Genomic DNA, 16,992 nt, shown 5'->3' with positions numbered 1-16,992 from the left:
AGAACCCTTGAAAATCAAGGGTTCTTTTTACGATCTAATTAATACTCTGGTTCAGAATCATGCATGCGCTCAATCTTTTCTTCTTGACCTGTTTGTGCATTGATAAAGATGCGATACGTGTCAACATCTTTTGTTCCATAAAACTCATATACAAGCACTTCTTCATTCACATCGTTCTCTATGATGGCCAAGTGATCTTCCATCACAGTGACATTGGAGTTAATTTTTGCTTGAGCAGCTTCTTTTGATAAAGCTGGTTTGGCTAAATCTCGAGTTTCTTGATGATGAATCAAATGCCCTCTACCGACGTAAGAAGCGATGTCGCCATCATCAAGCGCTACTTCAACTGTAATGGAGTCAGGATAAATACGAACACCTTGATCAACATAAGCAAACTCTAATACGCCACGATTGTTGTATTGTGTACTTTCTACAAGCTCCATATTATCTTTACCAGCTCGCTCTAAAAACGCTTGCGCTTTGTTGACTGCTTCATTTAAACCAATCTTTACCTTGTTAATTTGACGATCTTGCATAAACCAAATCGGTTCGCCACCCTCGACACTCATATCCATATCATAGGAAGCTTTATTTTCAGGATCATCGATTGTAACTGAATAAGCTGGATAATCTAATGAATCACTTGCTTCAGAAATTTGAACTTTTGCTCCTTTGCCTAAGTCCAAAAGCCTTAACGCTTTTTCTTTTGCTTCTTCTTTACTTACCTTTTCTTTTTGTGACAACGCTTCTTTTAATTCTCCATTTAAATTTCGTATGGACGAGTCTGTCGCCCCCCACTCAACTTCGCTAAACCCTTGAACGGATTTATTAACTCGTTCGAAATGCCCAGCTACTGAAAAAGCTGCTGGCTCATCTTCTTCAAGTTCACGCTGTGCGAGCCAATGCATGTCTGTTTCCATCATCTTTGCCTGTGTCTCACGCATAGATTGACGAATTGTCGCTGCTTGATCATACAGTTGTTCAAGCGTTTGATATTCTTTCTCTGTCAAAGGTTCTTTATTTAAATCTCGTACCGAAGTTCGATAAGTAAAGTCACCAATTTTAAATAAGTATTCTTCCATTTCTTCCATCTTCAATCCTTGAACAGGAAGCTCTGCTAAGCTTTTTTCCGCAAGGCTCGTTACGCGCCATACATCAGCAAGAGCAGGTGTGAGCGTTTTTTGACTGTTCATAGCCAAGGTCTTGCCAATTTCATCTTCAATTTGATCAATGTGAAAGCTTAAGTCATGAAATGCACGTTGATAATTATTTTCTGCCGTTATTGATAATTGAGCTTTTTCTTCCATTTGCTGATAGCCCCAAAAGCCAGTTCCAACAATTCCAACAGCAAGAGCACCAATAATGATATTTTTATACATGCTGGTTACACCTCCAAGTTAATAACAGAATATGTGTTTGCCAATTCGCTTAATTTGTGGTCTAGTCCAAATCCACGCTGATGTAGCTGTATCAGGGTTAAAATAATAAAGGGCATTATTCGTTGGGTCTTGCCCATTTAATGCATCTAACACTGCATTTCTGGCATTCTCATCAGCACCTAAGTTAATTTGACCGTCTGCTACTGCCGTAAACGCACGATCTTCATAAATGACGCCAGCGACAGTATCAGGAAACGTCGCCGAATTTAGCCGATTGACAATGACAGCTGCAACAGCAACTTGTCCTTCATACGGTTCTCCTCGTGCTTCACCATATACGGCTTGAGCCATTAATTGAATATCGTTGCTTGAGTATCCTGAAGGGACGTTTTGTGCTTTTTCAATAATTGGCTCTCCTTCATCGGACTGAGGTTGTTCACCACTTGATTGACCACCACCCGCGTTGCTACCGCCACCATTATTGGAGTCAGTTCCTTTTTTTGCTGTACCGCCATAGTGGTTAAAGGAACGTCCTTCATTTAACGCACTTAACACATAGTCCTGATCATACTCTGTAGTCGAGACCAATTTCGTTTTCATTTGCTCGCCAACCAAACCATCTATATCTATTCCATACTCATATTGATAATTACGAACGGCCCAATACGTACCCCAGCCGAAAACACCATCAATTTTCCCATTATAATAACCGACATGCTGGAGCCTCGATTGAAGTTCGACCACATCGTCTCCAGTTGCTCCTTTTTGAATCACTTGTTCTGAAAAAGCAGCTGCTTGGTCTCCATTTGAAACAAAAACAATAATTGCCATCGCTATCATTAGAAGCCAGTTTAAACCTGTGTTTGCTTTTTTACTTACCATTGTATTGGTCCTCCTTTTACCCGAATGGGTGAATTGGTCACTATCGGTAGTCTTTGTTAGCAAACGGTTTTTATACCAATAAAAAATGACGCTATGACAAAATTCTACATTTCATCTAAAACACGACCATTATGATAAAATCAAAGCCCTACTAGTTTTTATAAGTATTCTCATACATGCTCTGCTTCGTGCGGCCGTTAAGATAAGAACAAAAAAACGATTAATCCGCTTGATAGGATTAATCGTTTTTAAATCTGCTTTCGTACTATTGTCAAAACCATGTTCAAACTTTCTCATTCACACATCTTCAACGTATTATGCATTAAAGTAGCGTGCTTCTGGATGAGAAAAAACCAATGCTGTGACACTTGCTTCAGGTTCCATCATAAACCCATCTGTTAACTCAATCCCTATTTTTTCTGGTTTTATCAAGGAGAAAAGCTTTGCTTGGTCTTCTAAATTTGGACAAGCAGGATAGCCGAAAGAAACGCGAATACCTTGATATTTTGCCGCAAATCGTTCAGACATTGTAAAATCAGCTGAGTCTGGAAAGCCCCATCGATCTCTCATTTGTTGGTGAATACGCTCAGCCAATCCTTCAGCTGTCTCCAAAGCAGCCGCCTGAAGCAAATGGCTGTACAAGTAATCGCCATTTTGCTTAGCCACTTCCGCTTGGTCACGCACCCCTTTCCCGGCAGTAACAGCTAAAAAGCCAACATAATCCATCTCTCCACCAACTGGACGTACGTAATCAGCTAAACACAAGTGAGGAGCTTTATTTTGACGCGGAAAAGAAAAGCGCTCCAGTTCCGTTTGCTCATCAACCGGATTATAGATAATTAAATCATTTCCTTCACTTTGCGCTGGAAAAAAGCGATACATTGCATGGGCCTCTAACGTTTTCTTTCGATTTGCTTCAGCAAATAACTGATCAACCTTTAACTTTAAATCGGTTGTCCGCTCGTCACCTTCTTCTAAAAGTCTGCTTACTTTCCCTTGAATTCCTAAATGGCGTCCAAGCAGCATTTGCATATTCACGTATGAATAGATATGATCGACTTGGTAGTTTCTTAATACATGTAAATCTAAGTCAGCAGGATGGTAAACAGAGTGAGTATGTTTAATGGAGGAGCGAATATCTGTTGCAACCGGCTCTTGTTTTTTAGGTTGTTGCTCTAAAAATGCAGCTTTTTCAGCTCGTTGAGTATCTAGCTCAACCCGAAGCTCTTCTCTCCCAGGAGGCGTTGACAACCGATTTGCTAAATCTAAGCCATTCATCGCGTCTTTTGCATAAACAACCATACCTTCATATTCTGGAGCTATCCGCGTATCAACAAACTTTCGAGTTAAAGCAGCCCCGCCAACTAATATCGGAATAGAAATTCGCTGTTGCGTTAGATCCTGCGCCGTTAAAACCATTTGTTGCGCTGATTTCACAAGTAAACCTGATAAACCAATTGCTGATGGCTTCTCTCGCTCAATCGCTTCAATCAATTCATTAGAGGTTACCTTAATCCCTAAATTAACAATATCAAAGCCATTATTACTTAAAATAATATCGACTAAATTTTTACCAATGTCATGGACATCACCTTTTACCGTCGCCAATAAAATTTTCCCTTTTCCAGAAGATTCCCCTTCTTGCTTTTCCATATGAGGTTCAAGAAAGGCAACCGCTGCTTTCATCACTTCTGCACTCTGGAGTACTTCTGCCACAATGAGCTCATTGTTGTTAAACAATTTGCCAACTTGATCCATTCCATTCATTAGTGGTCCATTTATAATATCTAATGGTTCGTCAAATATGCCAAGCGCCTCGGTCAAATCCACTTCAAGCCTTTCCTTAGTTCCTTCAACCACGTATATCGCCAAGCGTTCATCTAGTGATAATCCTTCATATTCTGTCCGTTTCTCAGCTTTTTTCCCTCGATAAAAAGCAGTAAACGTCGCTAAATGTTCATCATTTGTTTCAAACAGCAATCGTTCTGCTTGTTTTTTTTCTTCTTCCGGTATGCTTGCATAACGCTCAAGCTTCTCCGTATTCACAATTGCATAGTCTAACCCAGCTTGTGTGCAATGATATAAATAAACGGCGTTCAATACTTCTCTACCGACCGGCGGCAATCCAAAAGACACATTTGATACACCTAAAATGGTTAAACAATGAGGAAAAGCAGCTTTTATTCGTTTAATGCCCTCCACAGTTTCTTCTGCTGAACCGATGTACTGCTCATCACCCGTACCCACAGGAAAGACAAGTGGATCAAAAATAATATCGTGGGCAGGTATACCATATTTTTTTGTTAATATGTCATAGGACCGTTTAGCAACTTCAAGCTTCCGCTCTGCTGAAACAGCCATTCCTGTTTCATCAATGGTTCCAACAACTATGGCAGCGCCAAATTGTTTAATTAACGGCAAAACAGCTTCAAATCGTTCTTCTCCATCTTCAAGATTAATTGAATTGATGATTGCTTTGCCTTGAGAGTATGTTAACGCCTTGGCCACGACATCTTCATCCGTTGAATCAATCATAAGGGGTACTTTAATTTTATTTATTGCTTGCGCAAGGAATGCTTCCATATCTTCCGTTTCATCACGGTCCGGATCTGCTAGACAGACATCAATAACATGAGCGCCTCGCTTTACTTGAGCACGAGCAATTTCAGCCGCTTCTTCGTATTTCCCTTCTTCAATCAATCGTTTGAATTTTCGTGAACCAATGACATTCGTCCGCTCTCCAACGAACAAAGGACGCATCGATTCATCATAAATTAAATGTTCGGTTCCTGATACAGCATGACTGCTTCGCTTCGCCTTTTCTCTTGGTGCGTACTTACCCATCACTTCTGCTAATTTCTTTATATGTGCAGGCGTTGTGCCGCAACAGCCACCAACCACATTTAACCAGCCTTTTTCGGCAAAAGCCTCCATCTTTTTTGCCAATGAATCAGGTGTCTCATGGTATTTCCCGTCTTCATCAGGTAAACCAGCATTTGGGTAGCAACTAACATAGCTGGCAGCTAACTCCGATAAGGAACGCAAGTGGTCGCGCATAAATTCCGGTCCAGTTGCACAGTTCAAGCCAACAACTGCAGGCTCCATATGTTCAAGTGACAAGTAAAACGCTTCAACCGTTTGACCAGCAAGTGTTGTACCCATCGGTTCGATCGTTCCAGATATGATTAATGGCAGCTCTTTCTTTGTTTGCAAAAAAGCTTCCTTTATGCCTAAAAAAGCGGCCTTTACATTGCGCATATCTTGACTTGTTTCTAATAACAACAAGTCCGCTCCACCATCTATTAAACCTTTTGCCTGCTCTTCATAGGATTCTTGCAATTGTAAGAATGTTGTCCCTCCAGTGACCGAGAGGGATTTCGTCGTTGGTCCCATTGCTCCAGCAACGAAGCGCGGATCAGAGTCGGTCGTATAATGATCAACTTCAATTCGAGCTAATTGTGCTGCTTTTTTACTTAGATCATACGCTTTGTATCCTAAATCATAATCATCTAGCACAATACTCGAAGAACCAAATGTATTAGTAGAAACAACATCAGCTCCAGCTTCTAAATAGGCTTTATAGACAGAAGAAATGACCTCGGGTGCAGTCTCATTTAAGTATTCATTGCATCCTTCGAATTCTTCTCCGCCAAAATCAGCTGCAGTTAAATTGGCTTCTTGGAGCATCGTACCCATCGCTCCATCTAAAACAATAATTTTTTTTCTAACTTGATCTAAAAACGTAGTCTTGGTCATTTTTACTTCCTTTCTTCTGCACGGGCTGCTGCGGGCTGTTTCATTTTTGCGTATCTTGTTAGTTCGGCTGTTAATTGATATCGGAGAAAAGGAGTAATAAAATACAACCCATTAAAATAAGTGGTGGCCGCATCGGTTAAAGACTTTGCAATACTGATGCCTTCCTGCTCAGATTTCTCTCGATCATTCCCACATGCCAGCATCGCTTTTCTAGTTGCATCACTTAGCGTAATTCCCGGAACTTCATTATGAAGAAATTCAGCATTACGACTGCTCGTTAACGGCATAACACCAACAAATATCGGAACGTTTAAATGCTTAGTTGCTTCATAGACAGCTTCAAATTGGTCTTCTTCAAAAATAGGTTGTGTTAAAAAATAATCAGCACCTGCTTCTATTTTCTTTTCAAGCCTTCGTACCGCTTTATCTAAATGTTTTACATTTGGGTTAAATGCAGCAGCTGTTGTGAAGCGGCTTGATTGACCTAGCGATTTTCCAGAAAAGGATATGCCCTGATTCATCTGTTTGATTAGTGGCAATAATTTCAATGAGGAGACATCATATACAGAAGTCGCTCCAGGAAAGTCACCGACTTTGCTAGGATCACCAGTGATGACCAGCAAGTCATTAAGCTCCGCTAGATCAAGACCCATCAAATGCGATTGAAGACCAATTAAATTACGGTCTCGGCACGTTAAATGTACAAGACTGCGAAGACCCACTTTTTCTTTGACCAACATTGCTAATGTTTGATTATCAACGCGTGGACTTGCAAGTGAATTATCAGCGAGTGTCAGTGCATCAACACCTGCGTCTTTAAGTGCCTGTGCTCCTATTATAAACTGCGAAACATCGAGCTTCTTTGGTGGATCAAGTTCAACGATAATGGTCTGCTTTTTCTTCACAAGGTCAAGCAATGAAACATCTTTCCGCTGTTGGTGCCGATCTACTTGTTTTTGTTCAACGACCTTAGTGGAGATAGGACGTTTAACTGGTTTTTTTAAAGCAACTGCTTGATTAATTGCCGCAATATGAGCTGGTGTCGTGCCACAACAGCCTCCTAACACATGCACACCTTGGTCAATAAATTCACTTGCCATTGCTGTAAAATAATGAGTGTTTGCTGCATAAACAAAGCGTCCATCACGATAACCCGGCAAACTCGCATTTGGATAACATGCAAGGGGAATGTCAAATGGTAAATCCAACTCTTCTAGTGAACGAAGCATATGATAGGGTCCCATTCGACAATTAATCCCTGTCACATCTGCCCCTTGCTGATAGAGCTCAATTAACGCTTTGTTTAATGGAACACCACCTTTTAAAACACCTATATCACCAAGTGATACATTCGCAATTATCGGTATTTTTGTTTGCTTACGAGCAAGTTGAACAGCCAGTTTTGCTTCTTCCAAATCGTAAAATGTTTCAAACAGTAACCCATCTACACCAGCATCGATAAGCGCTGTAATTTGTTCTAACAAAGCCACTTTAATTTCATAAAAATCTGTTTCCTCATGCTGAAATCCTTTGATCCCCCCAATAGTTCCAAGTACATATACACCACTAGTTTCAGCGATTGCTTTTCTCGCAATTTCAACGGCATGTTCGTTAATTGCTTTAACAGACTTCTCTAAGCCATATTTTTTTAACTTCACAGCATTTGCTGCATACGTATTCGTTTGTATTAACGTTGCCCCAGCGTCTAAATAAGATTGATGAACCACCTTGACTTTTTCAGGATCGGATAGATTTAATTCTTCAAAACAAAGATCAAAACCTTGATCATACAATAAGGTTCCCATCGCACCGTCAGCAACAGTTAACCTTTTGATTAATTGTTCTCGTAACCCCATCTAAACCCCACCTTAACCTTTTTTTGCCGCGTGCAATGCTTGTTTGAGATCGGTGATTAAGTCCTCTTTATGTTCAATTCCTACTGAAAATCGCAGTAAACAATTATCAACTCCGTTAGCTATTCGGATAGCTTCAGGAATATCGGCATGGGTCTGTGTTGCTGGGTAAGTCATTAAACTCTCCACGCCACCCAGACTTTCAGCAAATGAAATGAGCTTTAAGTTCTTGAGAAGTGGATTTACCCACGATTCTTGTAAAATACGAAATGAAATCATCCCACCTTTACCAGGATAAAGAACATCTGTAACTCCATCTTCTTCCCTAAGCATGGAAACGATGGCTTTTGCATTTTCCTCATGCTTATTCATTCTTAATGCAAGAGTCTTCATTCCTCGAATTAACAGCCAAGAATCAAATGCACCTAATGTACCTCCAGCACCATTATGGTAATATGCAACTCGTTCCGACAGTTCTTTTGTCTTTGTTACAATTAGGCCAGCAATTAAATCATTGTGACCACCAAGGTACTTTGAAGCTGAGTGAATGACAAGATCCGCTCCTTCAAGAAGTGGTTTTTGCAAAAGTGGCGTATAAAAAGTGTTATCGACAATCAAAAGAAGACGGTGCTTTTTGGCAATTTCAGCTAACTCTATAATTGAGGCTTCCTGCATCAACGGATTGGTGGGTGTCTCAATAAAGATTGCCTTCGTTGAGGAATGAATACACGCTTCTATTTCAGCAGGTTTACTTGCATCAACATAATCAAACGTCAGTCCCCATCGCTTCCAGCCCCCTTCAAACAGTCGGTATGTACCTCCATATAAATCACTTGAACAAATAATATGGTCGCCTTGTTCAAAAAGTGAGAAGACAATTTGCACAGCAGCCATTCCAGAACTAGTTGCAAAGCCACGATCCCCACACTCTAATTCTGCAATAGCCTGTTCCAATACTTCTCTTGTTGGGTTTCCAGTACGCGCATAATCATAGCCTGTGGATTCACCAATTCCACTATGTCTGTAGGCCGTTGAGAAATAAACCGGTGTGTTGATAGCACCTGTCGCGTCTTCTCTCCTATTTCCAATTTGCGCTAAAATCGACTCTTCATGGTTACTCATTACGCAGCCCTCCTCCATTTTCTCAAAAAACAAAAAACCTTTCTCCAAGATTAGAAGAAAGGGTCTCTATACTTCTCTTATCTTGCAGGTCGACTGCTGGATTTAGCACCTTGCCATGAGGCTGGTTGCTGAGACTTCTTAGGGCCATCTCCCTCCGTCTCTCTTGATAAGAATTATGCAATTAGATGAATCATTGCCACAACTTTACCGCAAATTTTTTGAATTAGCAACCTTTTTCTGTTCTTCAAATAAATAAACAAAGAAAAGCATCTGCCTCATTAGGCAGATGCTTTCTTTTATTATGATTCTGGTGATGCCTCGATAACAAGCTGATCCTCATTTCCACATACACATTGCTTAAAGCCTGTTTCATACTCACCTTCATCATTACGCTTCCCACGTAAGATGTATTTTTCACCACATAAAGGGCAACGAATGACTATACGATAACGATTAGCCGTTGTCATACCATATTCCTCCTTCAAAAACATTCTGCTCCGAGTTCATTCGGTTAACCGGCTTGCTTTTTTAATTTTCCAGATAGCTAAGAGCCATAATCCAATCATAAACGGAATCATCGCCATTAAAAATAAGTTTCCAAAAACCATTAAAATAAAGTCATAACTACCATGTAATAACATGGGAAGGAGAGCTGCTAACACTAAGTAAACCTGCTTTTTGTTCTGATTGTATTTAGCTTGTCCAATATAGTACCCCATTACTATTCCGTAAACAGCATGAGCTGTTGTTGGCATAAGTGTTCTTGGAATAACATGGTCAAGACCATACACAACCATGTAGAGAGCATTTTCAATCGTTGCAAACCCTAATGACAGCGAGACACCAAATACAATTCCATCACTTGGATGCTTCAATTGACCATGCTGATAAGCAAATACGAACAACATCAGCCATTTTAACCCTTCTTCAAGCAATCCGTAAAGCAAAAAAGCTTTTGAAAAAGGCTCCGTTAAAATTTCTTCTTCTGTAAAAGCAAATTGAATAACAGAAATAGGAACAACCAGCAATGTACCAATGATAAAAATTCTAAGCACCAAAACCATTGCGGGCTTACTAAACGTATCCCTTAAATATACATAAGAAAATAATGCCATAGCAGGCGCTAAAGCTGCCAATATAAAAGAAAACACGGCCTACCGACCAACTCTCTAGAAGAAAAGTAATGCATCGTTTTCTCTAAGTATACGTCTCGTTCTTCTCATCGGCAAGTTTGATTACCTAAATAAAACCATTTCGGATATTTTGATTGGCAGCTAGCATAACGATTGCCTTAATTCGTGCCTTTTTGCTGTCATAGTCCGAACCAAGTATGACACCCATTTGCTCAAGTTGGTGGGCACTCCCCTTATAATCATAAGTCGGATAAACTTTTCCCTCTTCAGAAGAAGTTGTCATAATGATTGGCTTCCCTGAGCTTACAGCATTCTCAATCGGCTCGACTAATTCTGGCGGAACCTGACCTCGTCCAACTCCTTCAATTACAACTCCATCTAGTGTATTAGCTATAGCCTCAAACGTTTGAGCAGGCATACCGAGATAAACTTTTGCTATACCAATCGTTTTTAATGACTCATTCTGAAGGTTGTAATACTCTCGCTTAATTGGTTTTTGATACGTATAAATGACGTCATTATCAATAATTCCTAAGTAACCGAAACCAAAAGCATTAAAGCCTTGTAAATTCGATGCATGTTCTTTTTTTACATAACGTGCAGCAAAAAGTCGTTCATTAAAAACGACGACACATCCCATATTGGTTAAATCCGGTTCACAGGCTGCATAAATAGCATGTCGCAAGTTCATAAATGCATCACTACCTGTTTGTTCAGGGCCCCGTTGTGATCCTGTCACAATAACCGGTCGACTATCCTGATTCGTTAAATCAAGAAAGTAAGCCGTTTCTTCAAGTGTATCCGTTCCATGAGTGACCACAATTCCACTAATCTCTGGGTCGGTAAAAACGTCTTCGACTTCTTTAATCAAGTGCACCCAGTCTGAAGGCGTGATATGAACACTCGGTTTTTGCAAGACAGAGCGAATACTAACTCGAATGTCATTTGGCAATCCACATAAACGCACAAGTTCTTCTCCAGTCAACTCACCAGCAACTAGTTTTCCGTTCTCACTAGTAGTACTTGCAATCGTACCTCCAGTCGTTAATAACATCACATGACGCATTTACATCCCCCTTAATCCATTTTACTCTTAATTGCTTTAGCAATAAGGTCGCCGTGCTCTCTGCCGTTTTCAATAAAGATTTCATTTGCATTGTTACCGGCAGCAATAACACCTGCGACAAAGATTCCTTGTGCATTTGTTTCCATTGTAGCTTGATTAAACTGAGGGCGCCCCGTTTCTTCATCGACTTTTACACCGATTCCTTTTAAAAAGGAATGATCCGGATGGTAACCTGTCATTGCAAAAACAAATTGAGCCTCTGCCTGCTTATGATAACCATTGACGGTATAATGAACCGAACTAGCTGTAATCTCTTTAATGCATGCATTAAATTCGACTTGAACGTTGTTATTTTTAGCAAGCGCAACTAATTCAGGCAAAATCCAAGGTTTTACGCTTTTGGAATAGTCGCTCCCACGATAGAGCATTGTGACATGGGCACCTGCTTTTTCTAACTCAAGGACAGCATCAACAGCTGAATTCTTTCCTCCAATAACCACAACCTGATGATCAAAATAAGGATGCGCTTCTTTAAAATAATGCATAACATGATTACTTTTTTCGCCTGGAACATTCATTAAGTTTGGAGAATCATAATAGCCTGTAGCTATAACAATGTTTTTCGCATCATACTGCGCTTTTGATGTGTGCACGATGAACTGACCTGAATCTTTTTTTTCCACCCTTAATACTCGTTCATATGTATGAATGGTCAATTGTTTCCGTTTGACAACTGATCGATAATAAACAAGCGCTTGATTCCGACGTGGCTTTCGCTCTTCCACAATAAAAGGAACTCCACCTATTTCCAATCGTTCACTTGTACTAAAAAATGTTTGGTGAGTCGGATAGCGGTGAATGGAATGTACAATATTCTCCTTCTCAATAACAACAGCAGTTAACCCTCTCTCTTCACAAGCAATTGCTGCTGCAAGTCCACATGGGCCACCACCAACAATTAGTACATCTATCATAGAATCACCCTTTTTAACTCATTCAATGTATCATTTCGATTTTACAAATCAAAACCCTTGTGCAACGTACTACGTACACAAGGGTGAATGATGTATTTATGTTTAAGTATAACAGATTATACCCAGCCTCGAAAACGAGATGCTTCGGCCATGCGGCGTACGCCAACCATATATGCTGCCAATCGCATGTCCACTTTTCGACGCTTTGCTAGCTGATAAATATGATCAAATGCTTCAACCAATACTGTTTGAAGCTTTCCTTCAACTTCTTCATCAGACCAGTAATAGCCTTGGTTGTTTTGAACCCATTCAAAGTAAGAAACGGTCACACCACCAGAGCTAGCAAGCACGTCTGGTACGAGCAATATCCCTCGATCTGACAGAATTTTAGTCGCTTCTAATGTAGTCGGCCCATTCGCTGCCTCGACAACAATTGACGCTTTAATATTCTTGGCGTTTTGCGATGTAATCTGATTTTCAATTGCAGCAGGAACTAAAATATCACATTCCTGTTCCAATAATTCTGCGTTTGAGATTGTATCCTTAAATAGTTTAGTAACGGTTCCGAAACTATCGCGTCGATCAAGTAAGTAATCAATATCTAGACCATTTTCATCGTAAAGAGCTCCATAAGCATCAGCAATCCCAACAACTAGAGCCCCGGCATCTGCCATAAATTTAGCTAGAAAGCTACCAGCGTTCCCAAACCCTTGGATAATAACTCTGGCACCTTCCATATCAATACCTTGTTTTTTTGCTGCTTCCGTTACACAAATTGTAACACCTTTTGCTGTTGCCGATTCTCTTCCATGAGATCCACCAAGAACAAGCGGCTTTCCTGTTATAAAATTAGCAGAATCAAATTCGCGAATACGGCTATATTCATCGAGCATCCAAGCCATAATTTGCGAGTTCGTAAAAACATCAGGTGCTGGTATGTCTTTTGTCGGTCCGACTATTTGACTAATCGCTCGGACATATCCACGACTTAATCGTTCAACTTCACGAAAAGACATGTTTCTTGGGTCGCAAATAATGCCACCTTTTCCTCCACCATACGGAAGATTAACGATGCCAGCTTTCAAACTCATCCAAATTGATAATGCTTTTACTTCTGTTTCTGTAACATCAGGATGAAATCGAACTCCACCTTTAGTTGGTCCAACTGCATCATTATGTTGCGCTCGATAACCAGTAAAAATCTTAGTAGAACCATCATCCATTCGAACAGGAATTCGAACAGTCATCATTCGAATAGGCTCTTTTAACAACTCATACATTTCTTCTGAATAACCAAGTTTAGTCAGAGCAGTATGTATGATTGATTGAGTTGACGAGAGAACATCGTGTTTATCCGTTCGACTTGCGCTTTCGTCCATTTTTCGTTTCACCTCACGAGAGTGTGTGCTTATTTACCTATTTTTGTTCACTTCTTATCATAAAGAATGCGGGCGTGGATTGCCACAGTTATTTTATAATTTAACAAAAGACATCTCTTCTATAAAGCGAATTGCCTCCTCTTTTTGCCAATCACGTTTTGTAAAGAGAGAGTAGTGCAGACCTCCTTCTTGCCAATTGGCCATGTGATGTGAGGGTTCCCACACAAATGAAACGTCATTTCCTCTCACTTTAATCAATTCATCGCTGTTTCGTTGAGGGTCATAAAACGTCTCAGCATCTTGAATAAATAGCTGAATTTCTTTCTTATTACTATTTACAAATGTTGCTACTACATAGGCTAGTTCTAATTCATACGATACTTTTGCCTCTTTAAAAGACCATTCTTCGTTCAGGTCAGAAGGCAAATAGAGTGGGCCTGCGAATTGCGCTTTTATTTCTTCGTAACCAATTGACTCAAAAATGTCGGTATTATTAATAGAAGTAAATAAATGTTCCTCTAAGTTGAACTGATCGTCTTCAAACGTTGGATTGGTTTTGAAATAAGTCGCTTCCGAAACGATTTCCAGATTTTCTTCTGTTATATAGATGGTTTTTAAAAAGACAAATGATTCTTTATCAACCCATAGTTCAGCCTTCCTCTTGTTTGTCTCCTGATCAACAAAACGTAACTTATACACTTCTCGTTTAAGGAATGTATCTTCTCCTAACAATTCAATCTCAGCGTTAGTAGATAGATATTCTACTTCATCCAGAAACGACTCTCTAGCAGTTGGCATTCCGTGCTGCTCATCGTTCTCATACTTTGTAAGTTCATAGCGCTCATAATCCTTTTCAATAATAGCGCCATTTACATGCATCTGACTAAAGAAGAGACCATTCTCATCAGAATAATCAAGTCGTTGTGTGTGTTGATCTGCTACAAAATAATGTTCCGTGAAAGAGTTTGTTTCCATAATGAGTTCATAAGCCGTAATATCATCCGATGCATTTAATGCGTTTTCCAATAGAGTGGTTGCGTTCATCGATGCATACGCACACCCGTATAACCCACTAAGCAAGAGGCAAAAAAATACATACCATGTCCGCTTCACATTAACCATTCTCCCACTCCCCTTCTAAGCAAGGTATCGAAAAATAGAAAGAACTGCCGTTTGGAGGACTTGAAAAAACAAATATCTCTCCTCCATGCTTCTGAACGAGTTCTCGACAGATAGCCAGTCCAAGTCCAACACCTTTTCCATGAACTTGACTTCTTGATTGTTCCACTTGGTAAAAAGAATCAAATATCTTCTGCTGAGCACCGCTAGGAATGCCTTGACCTTCATCAATAACAAAGAAATATAGTTTATTTCCTATATCACTTTGTACATAATCTGGTAATGCACTTTTTCTATTCGTAGCCACTAAATGGATTTCTCCACCCTCAGGCGAATAGCGCACAGCATTCATGACGAGATTATCAACTACTTGAACAAGCCGATCAACATCAGCATGGAGCTCAACCGGATCAATATCAATGGTTATCCGTACAACAAACTCCTGCCACTGGTCTGAATATCCATCGAATAATAGTTCTGCTAACTCTTCACCATCTACTCGTTTTCGAGTTAAACTAAAACTTGTTGCCTGAATTTGCGAATAAATCAACAAATCCTCAATTAATCGCTGCATGTAAGCCGTTTTCGTTAAAATAACTTGTGCATATTCATCTCGCTTATCCTGATAATGCTGCATCCCCTCAGCATAGGCCCGGATTGATGTTAGTGGCGTTTTCAAATCATGGGAGATAGAGGCAATTAGCTTTCGACGATTGCCATCAGCTGTTTGCCTTTCGACTTCCGTTTCTTTTAATTGTGCCGTCATTACCGCAAAATCATCAAGTAACATCCCCACCTCAGTACGTCGCTTACTACCACCATGAAGTTCCACATCTCGCTTACCATCTGCGACTTCCAACATTTGATTCTTCATCCAGGAGAAAGGAATTAACATATTACGTTTAAACCAGTGTTGGACAATCATTAAGGTAACTCCGCTACTTAAAATAAAAAACAACAAAGTGAGCAAGTAAATGTCTCTCGTTTCTTTCTTTACATGGCTTTGATCAAAGCGAAGCTCATAGTATCCCACGACTTGATCCTGTAAAAAAACCGGTTCCTTATACACAAAGGAATGCGCTCTCGATTGAAGTTCAAATAGGTTGCTCATCATTTCAGTAGGTCGTAGATGTGTTGCAAAGATTGGTTCCTCACTCGTTTGATGTAGTAGCTCCCTGTCTGAAGAATAAAATCCAAGTTGGGCATTGGTTATACTATTTTGTTGCAGTGCTTGATTTGCCAACTCTTCTGGATTGGCTTCGAATTGGTCAGCTTGCTGGTTAATCCACCTACCAATACTTTTTGCCATGATCAATGACTCCATATAGGCATCAGATTGGTTATTTGCTGCTTGATTGACTTGAAAGGTAAAGATACTGGTTGTCACAAACGGAACAATAGCAGTAAGAATAAGCAATAAGTTCAGTTGTCCTCTAAGTTTCATTTACCTGGAATCCCAATAAATTTATAGCCAACACCCCAAACCGTTTCTATGTATTTCGGCAGTTTTTTTCCATCTTTTAATTTGTATCGTAAGTTTTTAATATGTACAGTTACAGTCCGGCTATCAAATCCATCCCCATTCCAAATTTCGGTATATAGATCTTCTTTTGAGAAAACTTGACCAGGATTTTCAGCCAAGTATAGAAAAAGCTGGTACTCTTTTGCAGTTAGAACGATTGCCTCTCCATCAACAATAACCCGTCTACCTTTCCTATCTATCTTGACGTCTTGAAAAAACATGTATTCAGCTTGCGGTTGCGCTCCTCTTTTGTAACGCCTGATTTGTGCTTTTACACGTGCCGTTAATTCAAACGGACTGAACGGTTTTGTTACATAATCGTCTGCACCAATTTCTAAACTACGAACCTTATCGAAATCACTCTGCTTAGCACTGACCACAATAATAGGAACATCAGAATGTTCACGAATTTTTTCACATAATGTAAAACCATCCATTTTAGGCAACATTAAATCTACAACAATTAAATCATATGTATTCGTTAAAAAAGTATTATAACCAAGCTCTCCATCTTCACACCACATAATCGTAAATGATTCCTTCTCTAAATAATCCGTTACAATTTGCGCAATTGACGGATCATCTTCAATTAATAAGATTGTCATTTCTTCCCCCAAGAGTCATTCTTTCTCTTATTTTACCAAGTTTTCAGTCCTTTTTGGGCATTGATTACAAAAAAATCTATTAGCCTTCCTAAAAGAGGTTGAAAGACCAATCAAAACCACCAGTGTGAACTGGTGGTTTGCTCTGCGGCTGGAAGCCTCTATTACCGGCCTTGGCCTCAAAGGCCCACTGAAATGGTTTCCC

At 39.9% G+C, this 16,992-nt stretch carries 13 protein-coding genes and 1 riboswitch; all 13 genes read right to left on the bottom strand.

Annotated elements, in window-relative coordinates:
* Positions 1 to 38 precede the first annotated feature (38 nt).
* Positions 39 to 1,379, bottom strand: coding sequence for a germination protein YpeB (gene ypeB / locus JOC54_RS16530; protein ID WP_204467613.1), 1,341 nt, complete (start codon positions 1,377 to 1,379; stop codon positions 39 to 41).
* Between the two features lie 18 nt (positions 1,380 to 1,397).
* Complete coding sequence (sleB, locus tag JOC54_RS16525) at positions 1,398 to 2,261, bottom strand: spore cortex-lytic enzyme (RefSeq protein WP_035418463.1); 864 nt, start codon at positions 2,259 to 2,261, stop codon at positions 1,398 to 1,400.
* A gap of 315 nt (positions 2,262 to 2,576) precedes the next feature.
* Positions 2,577 to 6,017, bottom strand: a complete 3,441-nt coding sequence (metH, locus tag JOC54_RS16520; protein WP_204467612.1) for a methionine synthase — start codon at positions 6,015 to 6,017, stop codon at positions 2,577 to 2,579.
* 2 nt (positions 6,018 to 6,019) lie between these two features.
* Positions 6,020 to 7,873 carry a bifunctional homocysteine S-methyltransferase/methylenetetrahydrofolate reductase gene (locus tag JOC54_RS16515; protein ID WP_204467610.1) on the bottom strand — a complete coding sequence of 618 codons (1,854 nt, stop codon included), beginning with the start codon at positions 7,871 to 7,873 and terminating at the stop codon, positions 6,020 to 6,022.
* A gap of 12 nt (positions 7,874 to 7,885) precedes the next feature.
* On the bottom strand, positions 7,886 to 8,992 hold the full coding sequence (locus tag JOC54_RS16510) for a methionine biosynthesis PLP-dependent protein (RefSeq protein WP_204467608.1): 1,107 nt from the start codon (positions 8,990 to 8,992) through the stop codon (positions 7,886 to 7,888).
* A gap of 74 nt (positions 8,993 to 9,066) precedes the next feature.
* Positions 9,067 to 9,165, bottom strand: a riboswitch (SAM riboswitch).
* Between the two features lie 126 nt (positions 9,166 to 9,291).
* Positions 9,292 to 9,459, bottom strand: a complete 168-nt coding sequence (locus tag JOC54_RS16505; RefSeq protein WP_204467605.1) for a hypothetical protein — start codon at positions 9,457 to 9,459, stop codon at positions 9,292 to 9,294.
* 36 nt (positions 9,460 to 9,495) lie between these two features.
* The gene (prsW, locus tag JOC54_RS16500) at positions 9,496 to 10,143 is read right to left on the bottom strand and encodes a glutamic-type intramembrane protease PrsW (protein ID WP_204467603.1); all 648 of its coding nucleotides are present in this window, start codon (positions 10,141 to 10,143) and stop codon (positions 9,496 to 9,498) included.
* A gap of 88 nt (positions 10,144 to 10,231) precedes the next feature.
* Positions 10,232 to 11,191: an asparaginase gene (locus JOC54_RS16495; RefSeq protein ID WP_204467601.1), complete on the bottom strand. Its 960-nt coding sequence runs from the start codon at positions 11,189 to 11,191 to the stop codon at positions 10,232 to 10,234.
* A gap of 11 nt (positions 11,192 to 11,202) precedes the next feature.
* Positions 11,203 to 12,165: a YpdA family putative bacillithiol disulfide reductase gene (locus JOC54_RS16490; RefSeq protein WP_204467599.1), complete on the bottom strand. Its 963-nt coding sequence runs from the start codon at positions 12,163 to 12,165 to the stop codon at positions 11,203 to 11,205.
* Positions 12,166 to 12,281: 116 nt separating this feature from the next.
* Positions 12,282 to 13,544: a Glu/Leu/Phe/Val family dehydrogenase gene (locus JOC54_RS16485; RefSeq protein ID WP_204467597.1), complete on the bottom strand. Its 1,263-nt coding sequence runs from the start codon at positions 13,542 to 13,544 to the stop codon at positions 12,282 to 12,284.
* 93 nt (positions 13,545 to 13,637) lie between these two features.
* Positions 13,638 to 14,666 (bottom strand): LolA-like protein, encoded by a 1,029-nt coding sequence (locus JOC54_RS16480; protein WP_204467595.1) that lies wholly within the window; start codon positions 14,664 to 14,666, stop codon positions 13,638 to 13,640.
* A complete protein-coding gene (locus JOC54_RS16475; RefSeq protein WP_204467593.1) occupies positions 14,659 to 16,107 on the bottom strand; it encodes a HAMP domain-containing sensor histidine kinase in 1,449 nt (482 codons plus the stop codon). Before JOC54_RS16475 ends, JOC54_RS16480 begins: the two co-directional genes overlap by 8 nt.
* On the bottom strand, positions 16,104 to 16,790 hold the full coding sequence (locus JOC54_RS16470; protein WP_204467590.1) for a response regulator transcription factor: 687 nt from the start codon (positions 16,788 to 16,790) through the stop codon (positions 16,104 to 16,106). Before JOC54_RS16470 ends, JOC54_RS16475 begins: the two co-directional genes overlap by 4 nt.
* Positions 16,791 to 16,992 lie beyond the last annotated feature (202 nt).

The organism is Shouchella xiaoxiensis, from assembly GCF_016907895.1.
Taxonomy (GTDB): Bacteria; Bacillota; Bacilli; order Bacillales; family Bacillaceae_D; genus Shouchella; species Shouchella xiaoxiensis.
Note: the sequence above shows the minus strand (reverse complement) of the source record. Positions and strands in the feature narration are given on the sequence as shown.

What these genes read in the sequence shown, in the direction of transcription:
- ypeB (WP_204467613.1), bottom strand. Translation starts at nt 1,379, where the DNA reads ATGTATAAAAATATCATTATTGGTGCTCTTGCTGTTGGAATTGTTGGA.
- sleB (WP_035418463.1), bottom strand. Translation starts at nt 2,261, where the DNA reads ATGGTAAGTAAAAAAGCAAACACAGGTTTAAACTGGCTTCTAATGATA.
- metH (WP_204467612.1), bottom strand. Translation starts at nt 6,017, where the DNA reads ATGACCAAGACTACGTTTTTAGATCAAGTTAGAAAAAAAATTATTGTT.
- JOC54_RS16515 (WP_204467610.1), bottom strand. Translation starts at nt 7,873, where the DNA reads ATGGGGTTACGAGAACAATTAATCAAAAGGTTAACTGTTGCTGACGGT.
- JOC54_RS16510 (WP_204467608.1), bottom strand. Translation starts at nt 8,992, where the DNA reads ATGAGTAACCATGAAGAGTCGATTTTAGCGCAAATTGGAAATAGGAGA.
- JOC54_RS16505 (WP_204467605.1), bottom strand. Translation starts at nt 9,459, where the DNA reads ATGACAACGGCTAATCGTTATCGTATAGTCATTCGTTGCCCTTTATGT.
- JOC54_RS16495 (WP_204467601.1), bottom strand. Translation starts at nt 11,191, where the DNA reads ATGCGTCATGTGATGTTATTAACGACTGGAGGTACGATTGCAAGTACT.
- JOC54_RS16490 (WP_204467599.1), bottom strand. Translation starts at nt 12,165, where the DNA reads ATGATAGATGTACTAATTGTTGGTGGTGGCCCATGTGGACTTGCAGCA.
- JOC54_RS16485 (WP_204467597.1), bottom strand. Translation starts at nt 13,544, where the DNA reads ATGGACGAAAGCGCAAGTCGAACGGATAAACACGATGTTCTCTCGTCA.
- JOC54_RS16480 (WP_204467595.1), bottom strand. Translation starts at nt 14,666, where the DNA reads ATGGTTAATGTGAAGCGGACATGGTATGTATTTTTTTGCCTCTTGCTT.
- JOC54_RS16475 (WP_204467593.1), bottom strand. Translation starts at nt 16,107, where the DNA reads ATGAAACTTAGAGGACAACTGAACTTATTGCTTATTCTTACTGCTATT.
- JOC54_RS16470 (WP_204467590.1), bottom strand. Translation starts at nt 16,790, where the DNA reads ATGACAATCTTATTAATTGAAGATGATCCGTCAATTGCGCAAATTGTA.